General features: G+C 41.0%; 20 protein-coding genes. 13 read left to right on the top strand and 7 right to left on the bottom strand.

The features are described 5' to 3' along the window. Positions 1 to 13: 13 nt before the first annotated feature. Complete coding sequence (gene glnE, locus L641_RS0100365; RefSeq protein WP_024600814.1) at positions 14 to 2,809, top strand: bifunctional [glutamate--ammonia ligase]-adenylyl-L-tyrosine phosphorylase/[glutamate--ammonia-ligase] adenylyltransferase; 2,796 nt, start codon at positions 14 to 16, stop codon at positions 2,807 to 2,809. Positions 2,810 to 2,873: 64 nt separating this feature from the next. Here the strand turns inward: glnE and L641_RS0100360 are convergent, their stop codons facing one another. The 3 genes from L641_RS0100360 to tolC all read right to left on the bottom strand — a co-directional run bounded on the left by L641_RS0100360 (position 2,874) and on the right by tolC (position 6,136). After that, on the bottom strand, positions 2,874 to 3,446 hold the full coding sequence (locus L641_RS0100360) for a toxin co-regulated pilus biosynthesis Q family protein (RefSeq protein ID WP_016900582.1): 573 nt from the start codon (positions 3,444 to 3,446) through the stop codon (positions 2,874 to 2,876). 37 nt (positions 3,447 to 3,483) lie between these two features. Next, entirely contained in the window at positions 3,484 to 4,407 is a 924-nt protein-coding gene (lpxL, locus tag L641_RS0100355; protein ID WP_024600813.1) for an LpxL/LpxP family Kdo(2)-lipid IV(A) lauroyl/palmitoleoyl acyltransferase, read from the bottom strand. Positions 4,408 to 4,777: 370 nt separating this feature from the next. Continuing rightward, positions 4,778 to 6,136: an outer membrane channel protein TolC gene (gene tolC / locus L641_RS0100350; RefSeq protein ID WP_024600812.1), complete on the bottom strand. Its 1,359-nt coding sequence runs from the start codon at positions 6,134 to 6,136 to the stop codon at positions 4,778 to 4,780. Between the two features lie 157 nt (positions 6,137 to 6,293). On the opposite strand from tolC, the gene L641_RS0100345 reads away from it, so the two are divergent. The 9 genes from L641_RS0100345 to rraB all read left to right on the top strand — a co-directional run bounded on the left by L641_RS0100345 (position 6,294) and on the right by rraB (position 15,289). After that, positions 6,294 to 6,920 (top strand): NUDIX domain-containing protein, encoded by a 627-nt coding sequence (locus L641_RS0100345; RefSeq protein ID WP_024600811.1) that lies wholly within the window; start codon positions 6,294 to 6,296, stop codon positions 6,918 to 6,920. Between the two features lie 31 nt (positions 6,921 to 6,951). Continuing rightward, positions 6,952 to 7,410 carry a DUF1249 domain-containing protein gene (locus L641_RS0100340; RefSeq protein ID WP_008467737.1) on the top strand — a complete coding sequence of 153 codons (459 nt, stop codon included), beginning with the start codon at positions 6,952 to 6,954 and terminating at the stop codon, positions 7,408 to 7,410. Further along, a complete protein-coding gene (locus tag L641_RS0100335; RefSeq protein ID WP_024600810.1) occupies positions 7,397 to 8,182 on the top strand; it encodes a metallophosphoesterase in 786 nt (261 codons plus the stop codon). The genes L641_RS0100340 and L641_RS0100335 overlap by 14 nt, the downstream gene beginning before the upstream one ends. After that, positions 8,167 to 8,730 carry a YqiA/YcfP family alpha/beta fold hydrolase gene (locus L641_RS0100330; protein ID WP_010391565.1) on the top strand — a complete coding sequence of 188 codons (564 nt, stop codon included), beginning with the start codon at positions 8,167 to 8,169 and terminating at the stop codon, positions 8,728 to 8,730. The genes L641_RS0100335 and L641_RS0100330 overlap by 16 nt, the downstream gene beginning before the upstream one ends. A gap of 20 nt (positions 8,731 to 8,750) precedes the next feature. Continuing rightward, positions 8,751 to 10,640 carry a DNA topoisomerase IV subunit B gene (gene parE / locus L641_RS0100325; RefSeq protein ID WP_024600809.1) on the top strand — a complete coding sequence of 630 codons (1,890 nt, stop codon included), beginning with the start codon at positions 8,751 to 8,753 and terminating at the stop codon, positions 10,638 to 10,640. 31 nt (positions 10,641 to 10,671) lie between these two features. Beyond that, the gene (locus L641_RS0100320) at positions 10,672 to 11,766 is read left to right on the top strand and encodes a PQQ-dependent sugar dehydrogenase (protein ID WP_024600808.1); all 1,095 of its coding nucleotides are present in this window, start codon (positions 10,672 to 10,674) and stop codon (positions 11,764 to 11,766) included. Between the two features lie 10 nt (positions 11,767 to 11,776). Continuing rightward, a complete protein-coding gene (gene parC, locus L641_RS0100315; protein WP_024600807.1) occupies positions 11,777 to 14,074 on the top strand; it encodes a DNA topoisomerase IV subunit A in 2,298 nt (765 codons plus the stop codon). 166 nt (positions 14,075 to 14,240) lie between these two features. Next, positions 14,241 to 14,954 carry a 1-acylglycerol-3-phosphate O-acyltransferase gene (locus tag L641_RS0100310; protein WP_024600806.1) on the top strand — a complete coding sequence of 238 codons (714 nt, stop codon included), beginning with the start codon at positions 14,241 to 14,243 and terminating at the stop codon, positions 14,952 to 14,954. Continuing rightward, on the top strand, positions 14,954 to 15,289 hold the full coding sequence (gene rraB, locus L641_RS0100305; RefSeq protein ID WP_024600805.1) for a ribonuclease E inhibitor RraB: 336 nt from the start codon (positions 14,954 to 14,956) through the stop codon (positions 15,287 to 15,289). Before L641_RS0100310 ends, rraB begins: the two co-directional genes overlap by 1 nt. A 68-nt stretch (positions 15,290 to 15,357) precedes the next feature. Here rraB and L641_RS0100300 read toward each other — a convergent pair whose 3' ends face one another. Continuing rightward, positions 15,358 to 16,329 (bottom strand): zinc transporter ZntB, encoded by a 972-nt coding sequence (locus tag L641_RS0100300; RefSeq protein ID WP_024600804.1) that lies wholly within the window; start codon positions 16,327 to 16,329, stop codon positions 15,358 to 15,360. 250 nt (positions 16,330 to 16,579) lie between these two features. Here L641_RS0100300 and L641_RS0100295 point away from each other — a divergent pair, with 250 nt between their 5' ends. The 3 genes from L641_RS0100295 (at position 16,580) to L641_RS0100285 (ending at position 19,019) form a co-directional block, all read left to right on the top strand. After that, entirely contained in the window at positions 16,580 to 17,002 is a 423-nt protein-coding gene (locus L641_RS0100295; protein ID WP_024600803.1) for an ATP-dependent zinc protease, read from the top strand. A gap of 66 nt (positions 17,003 to 17,068) precedes the next feature. Further along, complete coding sequence (gene rimK / locus L641_RS0100290; protein WP_024600802.1) at positions 17,069 to 17,974, top strand: 30S ribosomal protein S6--L-glutamate ligase; 906 nt, start codon at positions 17,069 to 17,071, stop codon at positions 17,972 to 17,974. Then, the gene (locus L641_RS0100285; protein ID WP_008110612.1) at positions 17,961 to 19,019 is read left to right on the top strand and encodes a succinylglutamate desuccinylase/aspartoacylase family protein; all 1,059 of its coding nucleotides are present in this window, start codon (positions 17,961 to 17,963) and stop codon (positions 19,017 to 19,019) included. Before rimK ends, L641_RS0100285 begins: the two co-directional genes overlap by 14 nt. A gap of 97 nt (positions 19,020 to 19,116) precedes the next feature. Here L641_RS0100285 and L641_RS0100280 read toward each other — a convergent pair whose 3' ends face one another. The 3 genes from L641_RS0100280 to L641_RS0100270 form a co-directional block, all read right to left on the bottom strand. Continuing rightward, a complete protein-coding gene (locus L641_RS0100280) occupies positions 19,117 to 19,692 on the bottom strand; it encodes a mechanosensitive ion channel domain-containing protein (RefSeq protein ID WP_024600801.1) in 576 nt (191 codons plus the stop codon). Between the two features lie 64 nt (positions 19,693 to 19,756). After that, complete coding sequence (locus L641_RS0100275) at positions 19,757 to 21,475, bottom strand: POTRA domain-containing protein (protein ID WP_024600800.1); 1,719 nt, start codon at positions 21,473 to 21,475, stop codon at positions 19,757 to 19,759. Positions 21,476 to 21,603: 128 nt separating this feature from the next. Further along, positions 21,604 to 21,888 carry a DUF3630 family protein gene (locus L641_RS0100270; protein ID WP_008110618.1) on the bottom strand — a complete coding sequence of 95 codons (285 nt, stop codon included), beginning with the start codon at positions 21,886 to 21,888 and terminating at the stop codon, positions 21,604 to 21,606. Positions 21,889 to 21,893 lie beyond the last annotated feature (5 nt).

The raw sequence follows: 21,893 nt of genomic DNA, 5'->3' as shown, positions 1-21,893 counted from the left end.
AAAGAGGGTATTGATGAGTAACGACACGCAGCTTCCTATTGAATTACAAAAACTCGGTGAAACACGCTTTGCAGCGCTGTACCCAGAGCAGAAAAACCAGCAGCAGATAGTGCGGTTATTAGCGTTAAGTGATTTTGCTTGGCGCAGTTTAAGCTCTCAACCTACGCTACTGTCTTGGTTGCTGTGTGAGCACGAAATTAAAAATAGAGAAATTTTAGACCCTTTTGCACAGCTTGATATAACTAAAATAGAAGAGAGTGAATGCCATAAGTTACTGCGCCAATACCGAGAAAAATACTGGTTAAAAGTGGCTTTTTTAGATTTATGCTGCAAAAACCCAATTGAAAATAGTATTAAATACATTAGTGAACTTGCTAATAAACTGATCGACAGTGCTAATCAATGGGCCTATAAAAATGTCGCGAAAACCAATGGTGAGCCATTAGATGAGCACAATAACCCATTACCATTAATGGTATTAGGAATGGGTAAACTAGGCGGACAAGAACTCAATTACTCGTCAGATATTGACCTTATTTTTGCATATCCTCGCAATGTTAAAACCCAAGGAGGGCGTCGCTCACTAGAGGCATCCGTTTTTTATACCAAGGTCGCGCAAAAGCTGATCACAGCGCTTAATCAATGTACGGTCGATGGCCAAGTTTTTCGCGTAGATATGCGTTTGCGACCATTTGGTGAAAGTGGCCCATTGGTGATGAGCTTTAACGCGATTGAAGATTATTACCAAGAACAAGGGCGTGATTGGGAACGTTACGCGATGTTAAAAGGGCGCTTAATTGGCACGCCTAACATTTATTGGGAAGAATTTAATACGTTATTAAAGCCTTTTGTGTATCGCCGTTATATTGATTTTTCGGTTATTGAGTCACTAAGAAAAATGAAGCTTATGATTGCCCAAGAGGTGCGTCGTAAGCGCTTAACCAATAATATTAAGTTAGGTGGTGGTGGCATTCGCGAAGTGGAGTTTATTGTTCAGGCTTTGCAAATGGTGCGAGGCGGCAGAGAGGCCAACTTACAAACGCAATCTTTACTAATTGCATTAAAAGAGCTAACAGTTAGCCAAGTTATTGATGAGCTTGAAGCTAAAGATTTAAAAAGCAATTACTTATATTTACGCAAAGTAGAGCAATACCTACAAATATTTGATGATCAACAAACACAAACACTGCCCGAGGATGAGCTCAATCAACAGCGACTCAATGTGTTGCTCGCTCAGGCAGATTTTGCGGCAACGCTTGTTAAAATAGATCATGTGATGAGCCAAATACATAACGAATTTACACAGGTTATAGGCGAAGAAACTGAACCACTTGATACCTGTGAAGGGGCGTTTATTAGTGCTTGGGATCACGGCGATGTTAGCTTTTTAAATGAGCCCAGAGATGAGTGGCAAACACCATTATACGACTTTAAACAACGACTTTCTAAAGCTAAAGTAGGCAATCGTGGGCGCGATATTCTTGATAAATTAATGCCGGCATTACTTAAACAGTTAAACGACTTTAATGCCAGTGCTAGCGCCTTTGCAACGGTATGCCAAATATTAAATAAAATTATTTCGCGCACCGCTTATCTAGAGTTGCTGTATGAAAATCCAGGAACGCTAAAACAATTGGTTTTACTTTGTTGTCACAGTAAATGGATTGGCGAGCATATTTCATTATACCCCATTTTGCTCGATGAACTTATCGACCCAGCAGTGCTTTACAAGCCAACCCCATTAACTGCGTATAAAGATGAAATAAGGCAGTATTTTTTACGCATTGAACATGACGATTTAGAGCAGCAAATGGAAGCGCTGCGTCAGTTTAAGCAAACCCATCAATTACGCATTGCCGCAGCTGATGCGACGGGCGTTATTGATGTAATGAAAGTAAGCGATCACTTAACAGCATTGGCTGAAGCGATAGTCGATCAGGCTGTAAATATTGCGTGGTACCACTGCGTAAAACGCTTTGGTATGCCACCTAATACCGATGATGAAAACAAGGGGTTTGCGGTTATTGCGTATGGTAAAACTGGCGGTTTTGAGGTGGGTTATGACTCTGATCTCGATTTAGTCTTTGTGCATAACCATGATGGTACAAGCTACACTAATGGTGATAAAGCGATTGACTCAAGACAGTTTTATTTAAAACTCGCACAACGATTAATGCATTTATTTAATACCCGTACCGCCTCAGGTATTTTATATGAGTTAGATACTCGTCTGCGTCCAGAAGGTGCATCAGGGCTATTAGCTATTAATCTAGAAAGCTTTAATCATTATCAGCAAACGCAAGCATGGACATGGGAGCACCAAGCGCTGGTTAGAGCGAGGCTGATTTTAGGTCAAGCTGAATTAGTAACACGATTTGCACAAATTCGCGCCGAGATATTGTGCCAACAACGTGATGAAGATACTTTAAAAGCAGACGTGATTAAAATGCGCGAAAAAATGCGTGGCCATTTGGCTAAAGGCAATGCGCAGCAATTTGACTTAAAACAAGATGTGGGTGCCATGACCGATATTGAGTTTATAACGCAATACTTGGTATTAAAACATGCCCATGAGTTTACCCACTTATGCGATAATTCTGACAATGTGAGAATTTTAACGGACGCGGCTAAAATTGGCTGTATCAGCGATATTCAAAAAAAGCAGCTTATTCAAGCGTATATAGACTATCGCTCACGCTATCATGTGTTGAGCTTAGACCAGCAAGGTCGCTGCGTTAAACGCGAAGAGTTTAGTGAAAATATCAATAATGTTAGCACGGTTTGGAAGGCAATATTTGGGCTAGATTGAGCAATTTAATGTTATGCGCTCAGCAATATTTGAGCGCATATCAACAAAATTAAACCGAATGTAGTTAATTGCTTAGCTTTAAACAGTTTGAGCGTACAAATTCAGACGGTAGCTCGGTAATCACCGCTGCACGTTGTTTAGGGCAGAAAAACGCATACACTTCATTTGAAAAGTCATCATTAATAGAGCGGCTAACGCGGTATAAAGCGGAGTTAAAACTGCTATCTATACGAAAGTGATCTTTTATTACGTAATCTTTGTCTAAGTACCACATTAAAGTAATACCTTCGTTATTAGCATATTGGGTCAGTACAGTACGCAAGGTTGAGTCACGTTGAAAGCGACGCGGGCCTACTTCTCCACTCCAATTTAAAGGCATAGGCTCTACTACAAAAGAGCGTTGGTTTAGCGCTCTGTCGAGGCTAAGATCGGGTTTTTCGAGTTCAATGACAAATTTGTCATTGTCTTTATTGACAGAAATTCTATCTCGGATTGATGCATAAAACCGCGATAACCCTTCAGCCGCAGCGTTAGTGGTTTGTTGATAATTAAGTGACGACGAACCATTTAGTAGAAAGTAAATAGCTGCACCAATTAACAATAAAGCTAAAAGTATATATCTAATCCAAAACCACATGGCTGTTACTCATCTTTGTTATTTTAATAACCCATCTTTAATAAAAAGAGGGGGCGTCTTTATCGGGTCGTGTTTTAAAGCGTCTATGCAACCACATATATTGTTCAGGGGCGGCATTTATTGATTGTTCCATGCGCTGATTAACACGTGTTACATCGGCTTTATTATCGCCGCTCGGGAAGTTTTCAAGCTCAGGCACGATTTCTAAGTGGTACTTTCCGTTGTTATCCCTATAAGCAATTAAGCTCATTGTTTCGCAGTTTTTACTACCTGCAAACATTAGTGTACCAGTGGTGGTTGCTGTATCGGGTACTGCGTAAAAAGGCACAAATTCACAACGGTTACGGCCATAATCTTGATCAGGTAAGTAATAACAAACTTTTTTGTTCTTTAATGCTTTTAATAGACCTTTGACGTCTTTTTTACCAATTAAATATTCATTCGAGCGCAGGCGTCCGTTAGTGGTAAAGTATTCCATCAGCGGATTATTGTGTGGGCGATAAAAACCTATACCTTTACACCCAGTCCCCATTAAACGGCCAGCCATTTCAAGGTGAAGCACATGAGGAACGAGTAATAAAACGCCTTTTCCTGATTGTTGCACGCGTTCAAAATGCTCAAGCCCTTTTAGTGACCCGAGTACCTTTTCTACCCGCCACTGTGGCCACCACCAAGCCATGCCGGTTTCGACCATAGCAATACCGGTATTTTCCATATTCTTAAGTACTAGCTGTTGTTGCTCGGCTTCGCTCATCGTGGGGAAACAGTGTTTAATATTAACTTCAGCAATATGCCTTCTGCGCTTCATATATTTATGAACCAAGCGTCCTAGCTGCTTACCCATAGCTAATTGTATTTTTTGCGGTAACCATGAAATGAGATATAAAAATAAGACACCAATCCAAGTTAGCCAATAACGAGGACCTAAAAAAGAGGCTTTAAAAGGGGATGAGTTGACCACAAAAATTTCTCTAAAAATAAAAGGCTAGGGTCTGGTGACCTTTGCGGATTAATATTTGTTCAAACTAGGGACAATTTAATCGCGGCGCGAGGTTTGTAACCTAGTGGGCTAAGTAAAAACCGAGCAACAAAGAGTTAATTGTCCCTAGGCAGAACCCTTCAGGCAGCGCCTGTTTGGCATTGATGCTACGTTATCGCCTATTTATGGGGAATAACCACACCACATAGACTCTGCCTTGCCTAAATACCAAACAGGCTGCTGCAAATTTAACCTTGAAAGGTCAACAGACCCTAGTTTAACGCTATGCGCCCAAAAATACAAAAAGCCAGCAAAAAGCTGGCTTTAGTGGTTATATAATGAAATATAGTGTTTAGTTAACCGTGTTTAACCCTTGGTTTATACCCACTAAGTCTTCGCGGCTTAATGTGCCTGTTGCTTGTTTTAGACGAAGCGTTGACATAACATAGCGATAACGCACATCAGCAAGATTACGCTTTGCATTGTATAAGTTTTGCGTACTGACGAGCACATCAACAATGGTACGTGTACCCACTTCAAAACCCGCTTCCGTGGCTTTTAATGCGCTTTGTGCTGAAATAACCGCTTGTTCAAGCGCTTTATAGGTCGCAATATCAGATACCACTTGGTTATAAGAAGTAATAACAGAGCGAGTTACTGCGCGATAATCCGTTTCAAAATCTTGGCTCGCAGCAACGTAAAATGCACGTGCTTGATCTGTTGCAGCAACCGTTGCGCCACCAGAGTAAAGTGGTACGCTAAAGTTAAGTCCAACAGATGTTGAATCTGAACGAGGCTGGTCGTCAAAACTAGCGCCATTTAACTCGCTATCTGTTAATGAGTCGCCGTAACTAGCATTTAAAGTTAGTTTTGGATAATGCCCTGCTTTAGCAAGTTCAATTTGCTCTTTAGCGATATCAACCGTTATTTTTGATACTTGCAGATTTAAGTTTTTGTCTTTCGCTATTTTAACTAAATCCGTTGCAGGCGTACTTGGCTTAACAGTAGAAAACGTTTCGGTGTTTAACATATCTAGCTTTGCATGGTATTTACCGGTGATCTCACGTAGTTGCTCACGGGCTGTTTCTACCGCATTATTAGCAATGATTTCTTGCGCTACTGAGTTATCAAATTGTGCTTGTGCTTCATGTACATCGGTAATAGCCGTTAAACCTACAGCGTAACGTTGTTTAGTTTGTTCAAGTTGGCGCTCAATGGCACGTTTTTCAGCTTGTACAAATTCAAGGTTATCAATAGCGCTTAATACGTTAAAATAGCCTTCAGCCACACGTACTATTAAATCTTGTTTAGCAAAATCGTACTGGCCACTAGCTTGCAGTGCTTGTTTGTCAGCAATGCCGAGTGAATTCCACGCGCCCAAATCAAATAGCGTTTGGCTTAAGCTAATACCACGTCTGAATTGGTCCGTTTCACTTTCGACTTTAACTTGGTTTGATAAATCGCCTATGCTTTGAAAATAGGTCGAGTCACTTTTTTCATAACTCATGCTTAAACCAATTTGCGGTAATAGTGCGCTCATAGCGCGATCGCTTTGGTATGATTGTGCATCAGCTTGGGCTTTTGCTTTTAAAACGGTAGGATCGTTGGCTGTTGCGATTTCAAAAACTTGAAGTAAATCTTCTGCATTGGCTACGGTTGAGCCCAATGCGCATGATAAACTAACCAGTGCAGCAAGGATGTTCTTTTTCATGTGATGTTCGGTCCTTAGACAATTTTTGTACTAGTAGCATGTTAACCTGTTTTAACTAATAACTAAAAAAAAATTAGTAAAACAGCGTTCTCAAGTGTAACAGAATATATACCTAAATGACGTTGATGTATTTGCACCCTCAAAAAGGAAAGAATAGATGGCGAATAAAAGTCGTATTAAATTTACCCATGACGATGTGAGATTAAAACCAATTGAAAATTTGTATGATGGTTTTTTTAAAATAAACCTTTATCAATTTAAGCATGCCTTATTTGCGGGTGGAGAGTCTGAGGTAATTCGTCGAGAAATTCTTGAACGCGGAGATGCGGTCGCAGTTTTACCTTATGACCCAGTAACTGAGCAAGTGCTGCTAATTGAACAAATTCGAATTGGCGCAATTAAAAGCAAACACACGCCTTGGCTGTTAGAATGTATAGCGGGCATGACCGATGGCAGTGAAGATTACGAGTCGGTTGTTAAAAAAGAAGCGTTTGAAGAAGCCGGACTTAATTTAACAGAACTTGAGTTTATGTTGTCTTACCTTTCAAGCCCCGGCGGTACTACAGAGCGTTTATATTTATATTTAGCTTACGCCGATTTAAGCCAAATGACTACTGGTATATACGGCTTAGACACCGAAGGTGAAGATATTAAAACCCATATTATGCACGTAGACGAAGCACTACAGCGACTTAATAGTGGTGAAATAGATAATGCGGCTACGGTAATTTGCTTGCAATGGTTAGCACTAAATCGCGACAGAATACGTAAGAAGTGGGCATAGTTTTTAATTTTTTAATAGTAATGGCGGTATTTTGACAGCACTTTTAACCACTAATCGATACATTCAAAGCCTTCCAAAGTATTTAACACTTTGTGAGCATAATTACGTACGCCTTTTAAAATTACTACCTCGTGAACGAGCGATTGGCAGTGTTAGAGAAATCAAACTGGGCCACAGTGAATTTGCCATCAACATAGATGACAATGCCAAGTACACCCTTGATGTATCTATTAAACAGTTATCAGGAATGGTACGTGGTATTTCGCCTTTGTATTTAACAGTGCGCTTATATAATGATGCTAAAGTAGCCGAAATTGTCCATCATGATTACCACCAACGAATCAAACCTTCCTATGGCTACCCTAATCCTAAGATGCATCAAAAAGATGAAAAGTATCAGTTGAATGCTTTTTTATATGATTGGTTGGTTGCCTGTGTAGAGCGAGGTCAATCAACACTTAATTGGGATGTAAATAATGGCTTGGTTTGATGATACGTATTATTTTGAGCAAGCCCAGCTTCGTATAGCCCATATAACGGATTGTCACCTTTTTAGCGATAAGCAGGGCGAGTATTTTGGGGTTAACACCGCAGAACATTTTACTAGGGCACTTACAGATATAGCAAAACAGCAGCCTGATGCCTTGATATTTGGTGGCGATTTAACCCAAGATCACAGCTTTAATTCCTATTTATTATTTGCTGAACTGATTCATAATAGTGACCTTGATTGCCCGGTATTTTGGGTGCCTGGTAACCATGATGAGATTGAACAGCTTAATTTAATTAGTGGCGGGCAAATACAACACGCTAAACATATAGTGGCGCAAGGGATTGAACTGATATTAATTAACTCTAAGGGTGAAACGCCTGCAGGGTGGGTCAGCGCCACACATTTAGATGAAATCATGGCGTGCTTAGTTAACTCAAGCAATCGTCATATTGCATTTTGTCATCACAACCCACTGCCTATTAATGGCTACCTAGACAAACACATGCTAGAAAATGGGCCGCAATTATTAAATTTATTAGTTAATAATGGCTGCGTTGATGCGCTGTTTCATGGGCATGTCCATAATGACTATCAACAGCAGTTTAGAGGACTCAATGTTTACGCTACCCCAGCCAGCTGCGTGCAATTTAGTAAACACAGTGCGACTTGGCAGCAAGAAAATAAAGGGGCAGCATATCGCATGCTGTATTTAAATGCTGAGCAACAACAGCTACATATACACTCGGACGTGGTATGGTTAAACGAGTAATTTATATTCACGGTTTTAATAGCTCTGAAAAATCATATAAAGCTGTGCGCTTTGGTGAGCTTATGGCACACTATGATGTTGATTATTGTGTGCCGCGTTTAAATCATGAGCCTGTAGAGGCTATTATAGCGCTTGAACAACTATTAACACCGAATACCGTATTATTGGGCAGCTCGTTAGGTGGTTTTTTTGCCACGTATTTATCGCAGCGTTATCAAATTCCTGCGGTGGTAATTAATCCTGCCGTTGCCCCATATACACTATTAGAGCCTATACTTGGGCCTAATTATAATCCGTATCAAGATTATAATTACCAATTACAATCTCGTCATATAGATGCGTTAAAAGCATTAACGGTGACAGAGTTAAAACACCCTGAGCTGTTGTATTTATTACAGCAAACAGGGGATGAAGTGTTAAATTTTCAGCACGCAATAAAGTATTACTCACAATGTAAACAGTTAATTGAATTTGGCGGCGATCATAGCTTTAATGGCTTTGAGCGAGCTTTTTCAAGCATTGTCGATTTTCTTAAAATCAGATATTAGCGTATATAAAGATAAAAACTATGACTCAACAAAATTATAACGCCGAAGCCATTGAAGTACTTAATGGATTAGAGCCGGTAAAACGCCGCCCTGGCATGTATACAGATACCACAAGGCCAAACCATTTAGGCCAAGAGGTTATTGATAACAGTGTTGATGAAGCAATGGCTGGGCACGCAACACGCATTGATGTCATTTTACATGAAGATAATTCGCTTGAGGTGAGTGACGATGGCCGAGGTATGCCAATTGACATTCACCCAGAAGAAGGTATTCCAGGAGTTGAGTTAATATTTACTAAGCTGCATGCTGGCGGTAAGTTTTCAAACAAAAACTATCAATTTTCTGGTGGCTTGCATGGCGTAGGTATCTCGGTTGTTAATGCGCTATCTACCCGCGTGGAAGTAACGGTTCGCCGTGATGCACAGCAATTTAGAATGGCTTTTGAGCATGGCGATAAAGTTGAAGATTTAAATGTGATTGGCTCAGTGGGTAAACGCAACACCGGTACTACGGTTCGTTTTTGGCCAGATACCAGCTATTTTGACTCCGCTAACTTTTCACTGACTAAGCTTAACCATTTATTAAAAGCCAAAGCGGTACTATGCCCAGGTTTGCGTATTAAGTTTGTAAATAAACAAACGAAAGAAACCCAAGAATGGTTTTATGAAACAGGCTTAAAAGATTACTTAATTGAAGCCGTTAAAGGTTACGAAATACTACCTAAAGACCCATTTGTGGGTGAGTTTTCAAGCTCTATTGAAGGCGCTGATTGGGCGGTAGTATGGATGCCAGAAGGTGGTGAGTCGATAGCCGAAAGTTATGTAAACTTAATTCCTACCGCGCAAGGGGGCACCCATGTAAATGGCCTGCGCCAAGGACTTTTAGAGGCGATGCGTGAATTTTGTGAGTTTAGAAATTTATTACCACGTGGCGTAAAGCTTACCCCAGACGATATTTGGGAGCGTTGTAGCTATGTGTTGTCGGTTAAAATGCAAGACCCACAATTTGCAGGCCAAACCAAAGAAAAACTCTCATCACGTTCATGTGCTGCGTTTGTATCGGGTGTAGTAAAAGATGCCTTTAGTTTGTGGCTAAATGAGCACACTGACACCGCAGAGCTACTTTCTGAATTATGTATTTCTAATGCGCAACGACGCTTACGTGCGGCTAAAAAAGTAGTACGTAAGCGAGTAACATCAGGCCCAGCACTACCGGGTAAGCTTACCGATTGTAGCGCTGCGGATAATGACCGCACGGAATTATTTTTAGTAGAGGGTGACTCAGCAGGCGGCTCGGCAAAGCAAGCACGAGATCGTGAGTTCCAAGCAATTATGCCGCTAAGAGGTAAAATTTTAAATACTTGGGAAGTTGAATCAGGGCAAATTTTGGCCTCTCAAGAGGTGCACGATATTTCAGTTGCGCTAGGTATAGACCCTGACTCAACCGATATGTCGGGACTACGTTACAATAAAATATGTATATTAGCGGATGCTGACTCCGATGGACTGCATATTGCCACCTTACTGTGTGCCTTATTTGTACGCCATTTCCCACAATTAGTTAAAACTGGCCATGTGTATGTTGCTATGCCACCGTTATTTAGAATTGATATTGGTAAAGATGTTTACTACGCGCTGGATGAAGATGAAAAAACCGGTATTTTAGCGCGCATAGAAGCAGAAAAAAAACGTGGCAAAGTAAACGTACAACGCTTTAAAGGTTTGGGTGAAATGAACCCGCTACAATTGCGTGAAACTACCATGGACCCTAATACTCGTCGTTTAGTGCAACTCACTCTTGATGAGGAGCAGCAAACAATGGAAATGATGGATATGCTACTAGCCAAAAAGCGTTCATCAGATCGCCGTCAATGGTTAGAAGATCACGGTAACAAGGCACAAGTTTAATAAGCCTTTGGGCTTAAAGCAGGAGAGGCAAATGAATAAATTATTTAGCACACTGTTGTTACTCGGCTTAATATCATCGCCAGTGATGGCGAAAAATATACTCGACAAGCTGACCGCTGCACCGGGTTTTGAAATCAGCTTATTTGCTGATGATGTTGAAAATGCACGGCAAATTGCAGTATCAAGCAGAGGTATAGTGTATGCAGGGTCGCGTAAGGCGGGTAATGTATATGCACTGATTGACCATAACAGCGATGGCGTGGCAGATAAAAAAATAGTGATTGCAGAGGGATTAAATATGCCCTCGGGATTAGCAATTAAAGGCGGTGACTTATATGTCGGTGAAGTGCACCGTATTATTCGTTTTAAAAATATCGATAAACACCTCAAAAATCCTGAGTATGAAGTGTTTTATAGCGATTTACCCTCAGAGCGTCACCATGGTTGGAAGTTTTTGCGCTTTGCACCAAATGGCGAGCTGATAATTCCCGTGGGCGTACCGTGTAATATTTGTGAGGAAGATGCTCGCTTTGGCCGTATTTTTTCGTTAAATACCGATACCAAAGAAATAACGACTTTAGCCAAAGGTGTACGTAATACGGTGGGTTTTGACTTTCATCCTAGTACGCAAATGCTATGGTTTAGCGATAACGGCCGCGACATGATGGGGGATGATATTCCACCCGATGAGCTAAACCGTATTACTAAGGAAGAAGAGCACTTTGGTTTTCCATACGTGCATGGTGGCGTTATTGTTGATCCTGAGTTTGGTGAAGGCAAAAATATTGCTGATTACACTCAACCTGCATTGGCATTGGGGGCGCATGTTGCGCCATTAGGTATTCATTTTTATACCGGCAAACAGTTCCCAGATAGCTACAAACAACAGTTATTTGTTGCTGAGCATGGTTCATGGAATCGCTCTAAAAAGGTCGGTTATAAAGTGGCTGTGGCAACCATAGAAAATGCCAAAGTAACTAACTATACGCCATTGATCACCGGCTTTATGCAAGACGAAACAACATTTGGACGCCCTGTTGCATTTGCACAATTAAATGATGGCAGTCTATTGGTAAGCGATGATTACGCAAACGTAATTTACCGCGTAAGCTATAAGAAAAACTAGGTAAGCTTTAATGAGTGATACAGATACCTTGCTAATGCAAGGAATTGAACAGCAAACAATGGGGCGTTTTACCGAAGACGCTTATTTAAATTATTCAATGTACGTGATCATGGATCGTGCCTTACCGCACGTTGGTGACGGCCTAAAACCAGTTCAGCGTCGTATTATTTATGCGATGAGTGAATTGGGGTTATCGGCGAATGCAAAGTATAAAAAATCAGCCCGTACCGTGGGTGACGTATTAGGTAAATACCATCCTCACGGTGATAGTGCCTGTTATGAAGCTATGGTACTTATGGCGCAGCCGTTTTCTTATCGCTACCCCTTGGTTGATGGTCAAGGTAACTGGGGTGCTGCAGATGATCCGAAGTCGTTTGCGGCAATGCGTTATACCGAAGCGCGTTTATCTAAATTCTCTGAAGTATTACTTAAAGAGTTAGGCCAAGGGACTGTTGATTGGACGCCAAACTTCGACGGCACCATGGATGAACCATTAGTATTGCCATCGCGCTTACCGCATATATTACTTAATGGTGTCACCGGTATTGCGGTAGGTATGGCAACCGATATACCGCCGCATAATGTGCGTGAAGTAGCCAGTGCCTGTTGTTTATTACTTGATAAACCAAAAACAGAACTCGAAGAGTTACTGGATTTAGTGCATGCGCCAGATTACCCAACTGATGCTGAAATAATTACGCCTAAAGCTGATATTCACAAAATTTATAAAACTGGCCGTGGCTCAATTAAAATGCGCGCTGTGTATTGTGAAGAGCAGGGCGATATAGTTATTACTGCGCTACCGCATCAATGTTCGGGTGCAAAAGTACTTGAGCAAATTGCAGCGCAAATGAACGCTAAAAAGCTGCCGATGGTGGCTGATTTACGTGACGAGTCTGATCACGAAAACCCGACCCGTATTGTGATTGTGCCGCGTTCAAACCGAATTAAAGCTGAGCCATTAATGGCGCACTTATTTGCCACCACCGATCTTGAAAAAAATTACCGCGTAAACTTAAACATGCTCGGCTTAGATGGCCGTCCACAAGTTAAAGATTTACGCAGTATTTTAACCGAGTGGTTAACCTTTAGACGCGAAACGGTACGTCGTCGCTTGCAATATCGACTTGATAAAGTGCTGGCACGATTACATATTTTAGAAGGTTTACTGGCTGCCTTTTTAAATATTGATGAAGTTATAGAAATCATCCGCTCTGAAGATAAGCCCAAACCAATATTGATGGAGCGCTTTGATTTAACCGATATTCAAGCAGAAGCCATTTTAGAATTAAAACTTCGTCATTTAGCAAAACTTGAAGAGTTTAAAATTCGTGGTGAGCAAGATGAATTGGCGAAAGAGCGTGACAAATTAGAGCAAACACTGGGCTCAGACCGTCGCATGTCGACCTTATTGAAAAAAGAAATTCAAGAAGCCGCAGAAATGTATGGTGATGATCGCCGTTCGCCAGTGATTGAGCGTGTAGAAGCTAAAGCACTAAGCGAAAAAGATTTAATACCATCAGAGTCAGTCACCGTGGTGTTATCAGACAAAGGCTGGGCACGGGTTGGTAAAGGTCATGACCTTGATGTAGAAGGATTAAGTTATCGCGCTGGTGACGGCTATAGGGCATCTGCTCGAGGTAAAAGTAATCAACCTGCGGTATTTTTAGATTCAGCAGGGCGTGCATTTGCCACTGATGCTCATAGCCTACCTTCAGCGCGAAGCCAAGGCGAGCCAATGACAGGGCGCTTTAACTTAACCTCGGGAGCAAGCTTTGAGCACGTAGTTATGGGTGAAGACGCTCAAGTGTTGTTAATGGCCTCCGACGCTGGTTATGGCTTTATTACAGACTTTAAAGATTTAGTGAGTAAAAACAAAAACGGTAAAGCGTTGGTGAGTGTACCAAAAGGTGGGGTATTACTTTCGCCAATTCGCGTTAACGAAGTGGCTACTGACTACTGTATGGCGATTTCCAATGAAGGACGGATGTTGTTATTCCCACTGCGTGACTTACCTAAGCTTGGTAAAGGTAAAGGCAATAAAATTATTTCTATTCCGGGTGCGAAAGTGCAAGCCCGCGAAGAGTTTGTAAAAGTATTAGCCGTTGTACCGCAAGGCAGTAGTGTAACGCTGCATGCAGGTAAGCGTAAATTAACCCTTAAGCCGAGTGACCTTGAACATTATCATGGTGAGCGAGGCCGAAGAGGCAATAAGTTACCTCGTGGCTTGCAGCGCGTTGATGAAGCCGTTGTAGAGTTAACACCTCAGCAAGTAGATGAGCCAAGCTCAGACGCAGAGCAAAGTTAATACACTCGAAAAATTAGACTAAACTAGACAACGGCTTACTCAGGTAAGCCGTTTTTTTATGACTGTTTTATTTCAGCGCACGCTTGTGCGCTATTTTCTCGTCTGCGCAATAAAATAACGTTATAATAAAGCAATACATAATTGTGGTTATATTGGAGAGGCGCACTTGCTAGCTGTTATACGTATTTTAATAATGCTGTTGTTTATATTATTAAGTTGTTTTTTTGGTTTGTTATTATCAATATTTAGACCATTTCACCCTAATAATGTGCATGTTATTGCAAGTTGGTTTGGCTCAATGGCTAAAATGCTTGGGGTTAAATTAGAACTAAAATATCATCCCGATGCGCTTAAGGTGGGGCCCGCTGTGTATGTAGCGAATCATCAAAATAGCTATGATTTATTTACTGTTCCAGCTATGGTGCCAAAAAACTGTGTGAGTGTTGGCAAAAAAAGTCTGAAGTGGATCCCATTTTTTGGTCAGCTGTATTGGTTGTCGGGTAATATTTTAATCGACAGGGCGAATCGTTCAAAAGCGGCAGGCACTATTTCTAAAGCAGCGGCTAAAATACGACAAAAAGGCTTATCGGTGTGGATGTTCCCTGAGGGGACGCGCAGTTATGGTCGAGGCTTACTTCCCTTTAAAACTGGTGCGTTTCATACGGCAATGAGTGCAGAGGTGCCTATTGTGCCAGTATGTATGAACACAACCGATAAAACCATTAAACTAAATCGTTGGGATAATGGTACAATTTATATCGAAATGTTAGCCCCCATAGCACTTGATAAAAGTATCAGTGCCCGTGAACATGCTAAAAGTGTGCACAGCATTATGGCTGCTAAAATAACAGAATTAGATGCTCAAGTGAGAGAGAAATAATGGAAAACTGGCGTGAAATAAGTGAAGACATCGTAACTTCATTACTTGAAGATGGTTCCGATCCGGAAATTCTTTATGAAGTAGAACACCACTTTGTATGTGAAGACTTTGCTAAGTTAGAACAAGCTGCACTTGCTGCGTTTAAACTAGGTTACGATGTAGAAGAGCCAGCAGAACTTGAGCTTGAAGACGGCGAAAAAATTTGGAGCTTTGACATTGTTGTTGAAGCCGAATTAGATGTTGACGTTATAATGGAAGACGTTGATAAGCTTGCGCAGCTTGCGGTTGAATGTGATGTAGAATACGACGGTTGGGGCACTTACTTTCAAGAGTAAGGGTGTCTAATGCAAAAGGCGAACAATAATGTTCGCCTTTTTTGTGTCTTGTTGGAGCTATGCTGTAATTACAGCCACTTTTTATTTTTAAAGTAAATACCAATGCCACCAGTCAAAACAACCAAAAAAACGACAAATGCAGTGAATGCATAGGGGCTGTCTGTCCCTGGTATACCGCCGACGTTGACACCTAATAATCCAGTTAAAAATCCCAGCGGTAAAAATAAAGCCGCCACTACCGACATCACATACATACGCTGATTTAATTGCTCAGACACTTGGTTAGTAATGGTTTGCTGAATAACGAGTGCACGTTCTATTGAACTATCGAGCTCTTCTAAATAGCGAATAAGTAAGTTGGTGGTTTCATTTAGCTTGGCTTTATTTTCGTCAAACAGCCATGGGTAATGATTATTAACCATGTTGCTGAGCGCTTCTTTTTGCGGTTTTAAGTAACGTTTTAGCGCGATTGTTTGGCGGCGAAGTTGCGACAAGCCTTGGTTATCAAACTTTTTACTGGGTTCATCAATTTCTTCTTCAAAATCATCTAAGCTTTCATCTAGTTCATCTATTACCGTTTGCATACGTGAAGTGAGCTTTTGCGCTAAGCTACACACTAGTTCAGAAATACTGCTTGGCCCCTCATTATTATTTAACGAGGTTAGAATATCTTGCACTGATAATAATCGGCGCTTACGGGTAGTGATCACCACGTCTTTATTAATAAATAGGCGAATAGACACCATGTCTTCAGGGCTTTGCGCTGGGTTTAAATTGATTCCACGTAAAAACAGCATATGGCCATTCATTGTAGGAGTAATGCGAGGACGTGTTTCATCTGCGGTGAGTGATTCAAGTTCGTAGTCGTTTAATTGGCCGCAGTTTTTTAACCAATCAACGGCTTCTTTTTGACTGTAATCCATATGCACCCACAGCTTTCCATCAGTAGGTTGCCATTGGTGTAACTGTTTACTGTTTTCTATTGGGCGAGCCCCGCCTTGTTCATCAAGAATAAGCGCATGAAGTAAACCATTGATCATAATAATTTCTCATAGATAGTATATTTTTAATACAGTTGACTGTAGTGTATTTAACTTAGCTTTACTTTGTAGAGTTAATCAACAAAAAATTGTTTTTTAGCCTATGGTTAAGTGCATACGTTAGGGGTGCATTGTTAAACGAGTTAACTTAAAAGGTCAATCAAATCGGCTTATCGAGTAGATGAATTTATTTTGTTGGTGTTTTGTTGACTGTAGCGTATAAAACACTTTTTTTACTAAGGGCACATTTATGACGACAAAAATAACAGTTGGTTGGCGTGAGTGGTTGAGTTTACCCGAGCTGGGCATCGAGCAAATTAAAGCAAAAATAGATACCGGTGCACGTACTTCCTGTATTCATGCAATTAATATTGAAGAATATGAAGTGGAAGGCGAAAAATGGGTTAAATTTACAGCCCAACCATTGCAAGAAGACGAGCAAACGCAAATTACCTGCAATGCCAAAGTTAAAAAGATGAAGTACGTTACCAGCTCTAGTGGCCAAAAAGAATTGCGTTACTTTATTGAAACTACATTACATGCCGGCGAATTTAGTTGGCCAATAGAAATTACATTAACAAGTCGTGCGTCAATGAAGTTTAGAATGTTATTAGGACGCACAGCTATGGAAAATCGTATAGTCGTTGATCCGGCTTTATCACATTTATTATAAGAATTCGTTGAGTAGCAAACATACTTATATGTGCTTGCTCAACATAATTTAGTTAAGGTTTTAACTATGAAAATTGGTATTTTATCTCGCAACAAAAATTTATATTCAACGCGTCGTTTAATTGAAGCGGCTGAGCAACGTGGTCATGAAGTAAAAGTGATTAACGCGCTACGTTGTTATATGAATATAAACTCAGAGCAGCCTGAAATTCATTATCGTGGTGAAAACCTAAAAGATTTTGATGCCATTGTTCCGCGTATTGGCGCATCAGTTACTTTTTATGGCTGTTCTGTATTACGCCAGTTTGAAATGATGGGTGTTTATCCGGTTAATGAATCTGTGGCTATTTCTCGTTCGCGCGATAAATTACGTTCTCTACAATTATTATCACGCAAAGGCGTAGGCATGCCAGTAACAGGCTTTGCTAGCAAGCCAGATGACGTAAAAGACTTACTCGAAATGGTAGGTGGCGCACCGGTCGTAATTAAGCTACTTGAGGGCACTCAAGGTATTGGTGTGGTACTTGCTGAAACACGTAAAGCGGCTGAAAGTGTTATTGAAGCGTTTATGGGTTTAAAAGCCAATATCATGGTACAAGAATATATTAAAGAAGCGGGTGGTGCGGATATTCGTTGCTTTGTACTCGGAGATAAAGTGATTGCTGCAATGAAACGTCAAGCACAAGAAGGTGAGTTCCGCTCAAACCTTCACCGTGGTGGTAGCGCTACACTGGTGCGTATTACGCCAGAAGAGCGTAAAACAGCGGTTGCAGCGGCAAAAGCAATGGGCTTAAACGTTGCTGGCGTTGACTTACTTCGCTCATCTCGTGGTCCTTTGGTTATGGAAGTAAATTCATCGCCAGGTCTTGAAGGGATTGAAGTGGCAACAGGTAAAGACATTGCGGGCATGGTGATTGATTTCATCGAGAAAAATGCTGCAAGTAAAGGAACGGCAACTCGTGGCAAAGGTTAAAATTAACCGACCTTTCACCCTATTAGGTGAAAGTATTGGTGTAGGTGAACGTAAAACACTCGCGCTAGAAGCTGCAAAGCTTTACACCCATTCACCGCTTAATATTCCTATTGAAGTGGTTAACGGTGTAATGGAAGGCCCTGTATTGATGGTGTGTGCGGCTATACACGGCGACGAACTAAATGGGGTTGAGGTTGTGCGCCAGTTACTGGCTAAAATCGACCCTAATCAGCTGCGTGGTACATTAATTGCGGTTCCGATTGTGAATGTATTTGGTTTTATTCATAAATCGCGTTATCTGCCCGATCGCCGTGATATGAACCGAAGTTTTCCGGGGTCTGAGCGTGGTTCATTAGCAGGTCGCATGGCGTATATGTTTTTTAACCAAGTAGCTGTGCATTGTACGCATATTATTGATTTGCATACGGGGGCGATTCACCGTACTAACTTACCGCAAATTCGCGCTAATTTAGCCGATGAAGCAACAGCGCAAATGGCTAAAGCCTTTGGTACGCCTGCGGTTATAGATGCGTCATTACGTAATGGCTCGCTGCGTAGTGAAGCCGCTAATTTAGGTATACCTGTTATTACTTATGAGGCGGGTGAAGCACTGCGCTTTGACCCTATTGCGATTGCTGCAGGCGTGCAAGGGGTTGATTATGTGATGCGACATTTAAAAATGATACGCGGTAAACGTCCTAAAAAACTGCCTGATCCTGTGATTGCAAGCTCCACTAGTTGGGTGCGTGCAGAAGTAGACGGCATAGTAAGAGCGCAAGTATCGTTAGGTGAGCGAGTAATGAAAGGCCAAGTGCTTGCTTATATTAGCAGTCCGCTTGGCGATTCAGAACTTGAACTCCTTGCTCCTCGAAGCGGTATTATTATTGGCCAGCAGACCATGCCACTGGTAAATGAAGGCGATGCCGTATTCCATATTGCTTATTTTGCGCATGCAAATAGTTTGGTAGAGCAGCAGTTAGAAACCTTTATTGATGAGATAAATGATTTAGATGATGAGCTGAAAACGGCTGAACTAAATAATTAATACCAATTTTCTCAATTAAGTGAATTGGTATGACTTTATCTGTAGATATAAAAACCGCCTTAGTTTTAAGCTAACGCGGTTTTTTAATAGATGTTGTTTAGCTACGCGGTTTAGGGCCAATAATGCGTTTAATTTTAGGCGCTTTTGTTGGTTTAGGCTCCGTATTAAGCACTAACACCGGGCGGGTAACAAATAAGTTATTAGGGTAAATCACTCTGTGGCCATCAACGTGTTCGAGTAAGACATTCATCAGCCCCATTTCAATAATACGCCCTTCAATGGCGTTGGCTCCATCCACAATTCTTACCCAATAACCTACACGGCAGTCATTTTGAATAAACATCAGTAAAAACGCGGTTAAGTTACTCAGCAATGACCAAGCCGCAAACAGCGCAACACCTAACATGGCAAATAAGGAAGAGCCTAATACTAGTAAACCACGCAGCTCTATTCCCCAAAAAACTAACACTAAACACAACATAACAAAGGCGAGTATTATTTTTAATAGTAACTCTGCTCGGTATTTTCGGTGTAAATCGATTTTACCTCTAATGGCTTTTTCGAGTAACTTTTTAGTGAGCTTTAACAATAACGGAAAGCTCAACAGCGCAATCACGGTTACGATTAGCTTATATTGTGTGCCCACAAGCTCTAAAAGAGAGATTAATTCCAAAACGTATTCTCACAATAATGATAGGCGTAAAGTGTAACGCGTTAACTTTGTGCGCAGTAGTGATTTAAAAAGAATTTTTAACGCTCAGTAGCCACTGTACCGAGTCAACATCATCATATTTATTTAGTGGCGCGGCTATATCAAGGTGGATCATGGTACCCGCATTGGCGCGACTTGGCGCAAGGCGCAAACCTAAGCCCACATTTTTTAGCACTGGGGTGTTCTCAACTTGATACTGAGTGTTCGAGTCGCTGTTATACCAAGCTCGACCGATATCTAAAAAGGCCGCCCCTCCCACTTTAAACAGCTGTAGTAAGTCATATTCCCAGTAATAGCGCTTTTCTAAACTGACTAAAAAACTCCGATCCCCATGTTGAAATTCCATAGGATAGCCACGAAGTCCAGTTTCGCCCCCTAGGGTGAGCTGTTTATCATTAGTGAGGTTTTTTGCGTATTGCAGCCTTGCTTTTACATACCAAGATTGATCAATACTGGTATTTAAATAATATTGAATTTGGCTAGTAGTGAGCAAGTTTTCGAGCTGTTTTTTCTTGTTATTCCAATAGCCTTGAATATCTGCATGAAAACGCCAAAGGGTATGGTTAGTGCTAAAATGGGCTTTGTTAAAATTAAACGAGTACACAGCGCGGCTATCGTCGTTACTTATTGATTCATCGGAGTAGCCCAGGGTGGCTTTGATATTCCAGCCTAAATTTAAATCCTCAGTACGATAAATACTGTCAAAGTTACGTACTTTTATAAAGTTATCTTCAAACCAATGGCCGCTGATGTAGGGGTAACTTAAGCTTCTGTTTTCAGCCACTGCTGTAGTGGTAGAATCAATCGCTTTGAAAGTGTGTTGCTCATCAATATAACCAAGGCTCAAGCGCTGGGTCCAGTTATGACTAAGGGCTTTAGAGTGGCCAAAAAACACCTGGTTTAGGTCGGTTTTTTGTTCAAACTCACTAAACTTTTCACCTCTGATGTATAAGGCTTCTTCTCGTTGGGTTGAGTAACTCAGGACGCCATAACTATAGGGCGTATCGATGGCATAAAACGGGTAGGTTAGTTCAACTAAATGACTTTTGCCGTCGCTGTTGTCGGCATACTCTAAACGCCCTCGGTAGCGAGTTGATAAGATATTAGGATCATCGTAAACAAATAAATAACCATTTCGGTCACTGTCTGTTTTACGTGCAAACGATAACCGTTTGCCCCAACCAAATAAGTTAGATTCGCGAAAACCAATACTTGATTTATTTTCGCCACCACTGCGGCTAAAGCTAAGTTCGGGCAGTAAAGTCCATAAGTCTCGAGTAATTACTGTTACATCAATATTTCCATCACAATTTTCGTCAGCAATAATTTGTGCATCATATAAATAGTTTTGTTTACGCAGTAGCCGCTCAGATTCGGCCAAGGTTTTTTGATTAAAAGTATCACCCGCTTTAAACAATAAAATGCTTTTAATAACCTCAGGCTCAGTTTGTATATGTGCACGATTAGCAAAGCGAAACAGTGCGTTGTTTTCAGCTTCGAGTTCGGTATTAAAAACATTAAGTTGTTTAAGATTAATTGAGGCAATTTTAGCGTTACTATTTGTCGTAAGCGGTGGAGGTTGAGACTCGATTTGTCGACGCAAATTACTTTCATGAGTTTGTGATGAGTCGTCACTAGGGCAGCTTTGGGCTAGTGGCGTTTCTTGCGCGCAAACGCTGAGCATAAACATACTCGAAATAGAAAGGCTAAAACAACTACGTGCAATCCATTTTCTATTTAACATTGACCCTCTTTAGCGCTATTTTGCAAAATAAAACACTTACTCTTAGCTTACATCATTGTTATTGATATATAAGTAAAAGACAGATTTAGTTTTATTTTTATAGCGATTATAAGGTATTAGCTATGCATTTAAGTTAAATAAAATGTTAACGCTGCCAATAGGTTGTCGGCATCTTGCCCTTCACCATTAATCCACACACTTTGGCTGTAATGCTCAAAATTTAAATTAAATGTGTGGTTAGCATAGTTAAAACGCAGTTGATGACGATCTGCCCCAGCGGCATACTCATTAATGCTAATTTCATCGCTGTGCAAAAATAACGTTCCCCACAATTCAAAGTCTTCATCGTGCGGCAGCTCTGTCGGTTTAATAATAATACATTGATGTGTGTGATCGTATTCAAGTTCGGTCATAAGGG

It is taken from the genome of Pseudoalteromonas sp. TB41, from assembly GCF_000497975.1.
Lineage (GTDB): Bacteria > Pseudomonadota > Gammaproteobacteria > Enterobacterales > Alteromonadaceae > Pseudoalteromonas > Pseudoalteromonas tetraodonis.
Note: the sequence above shows the minus strand (reverse complement) of the source record. Positions and strands in the feature narration are given on the sequence as shown.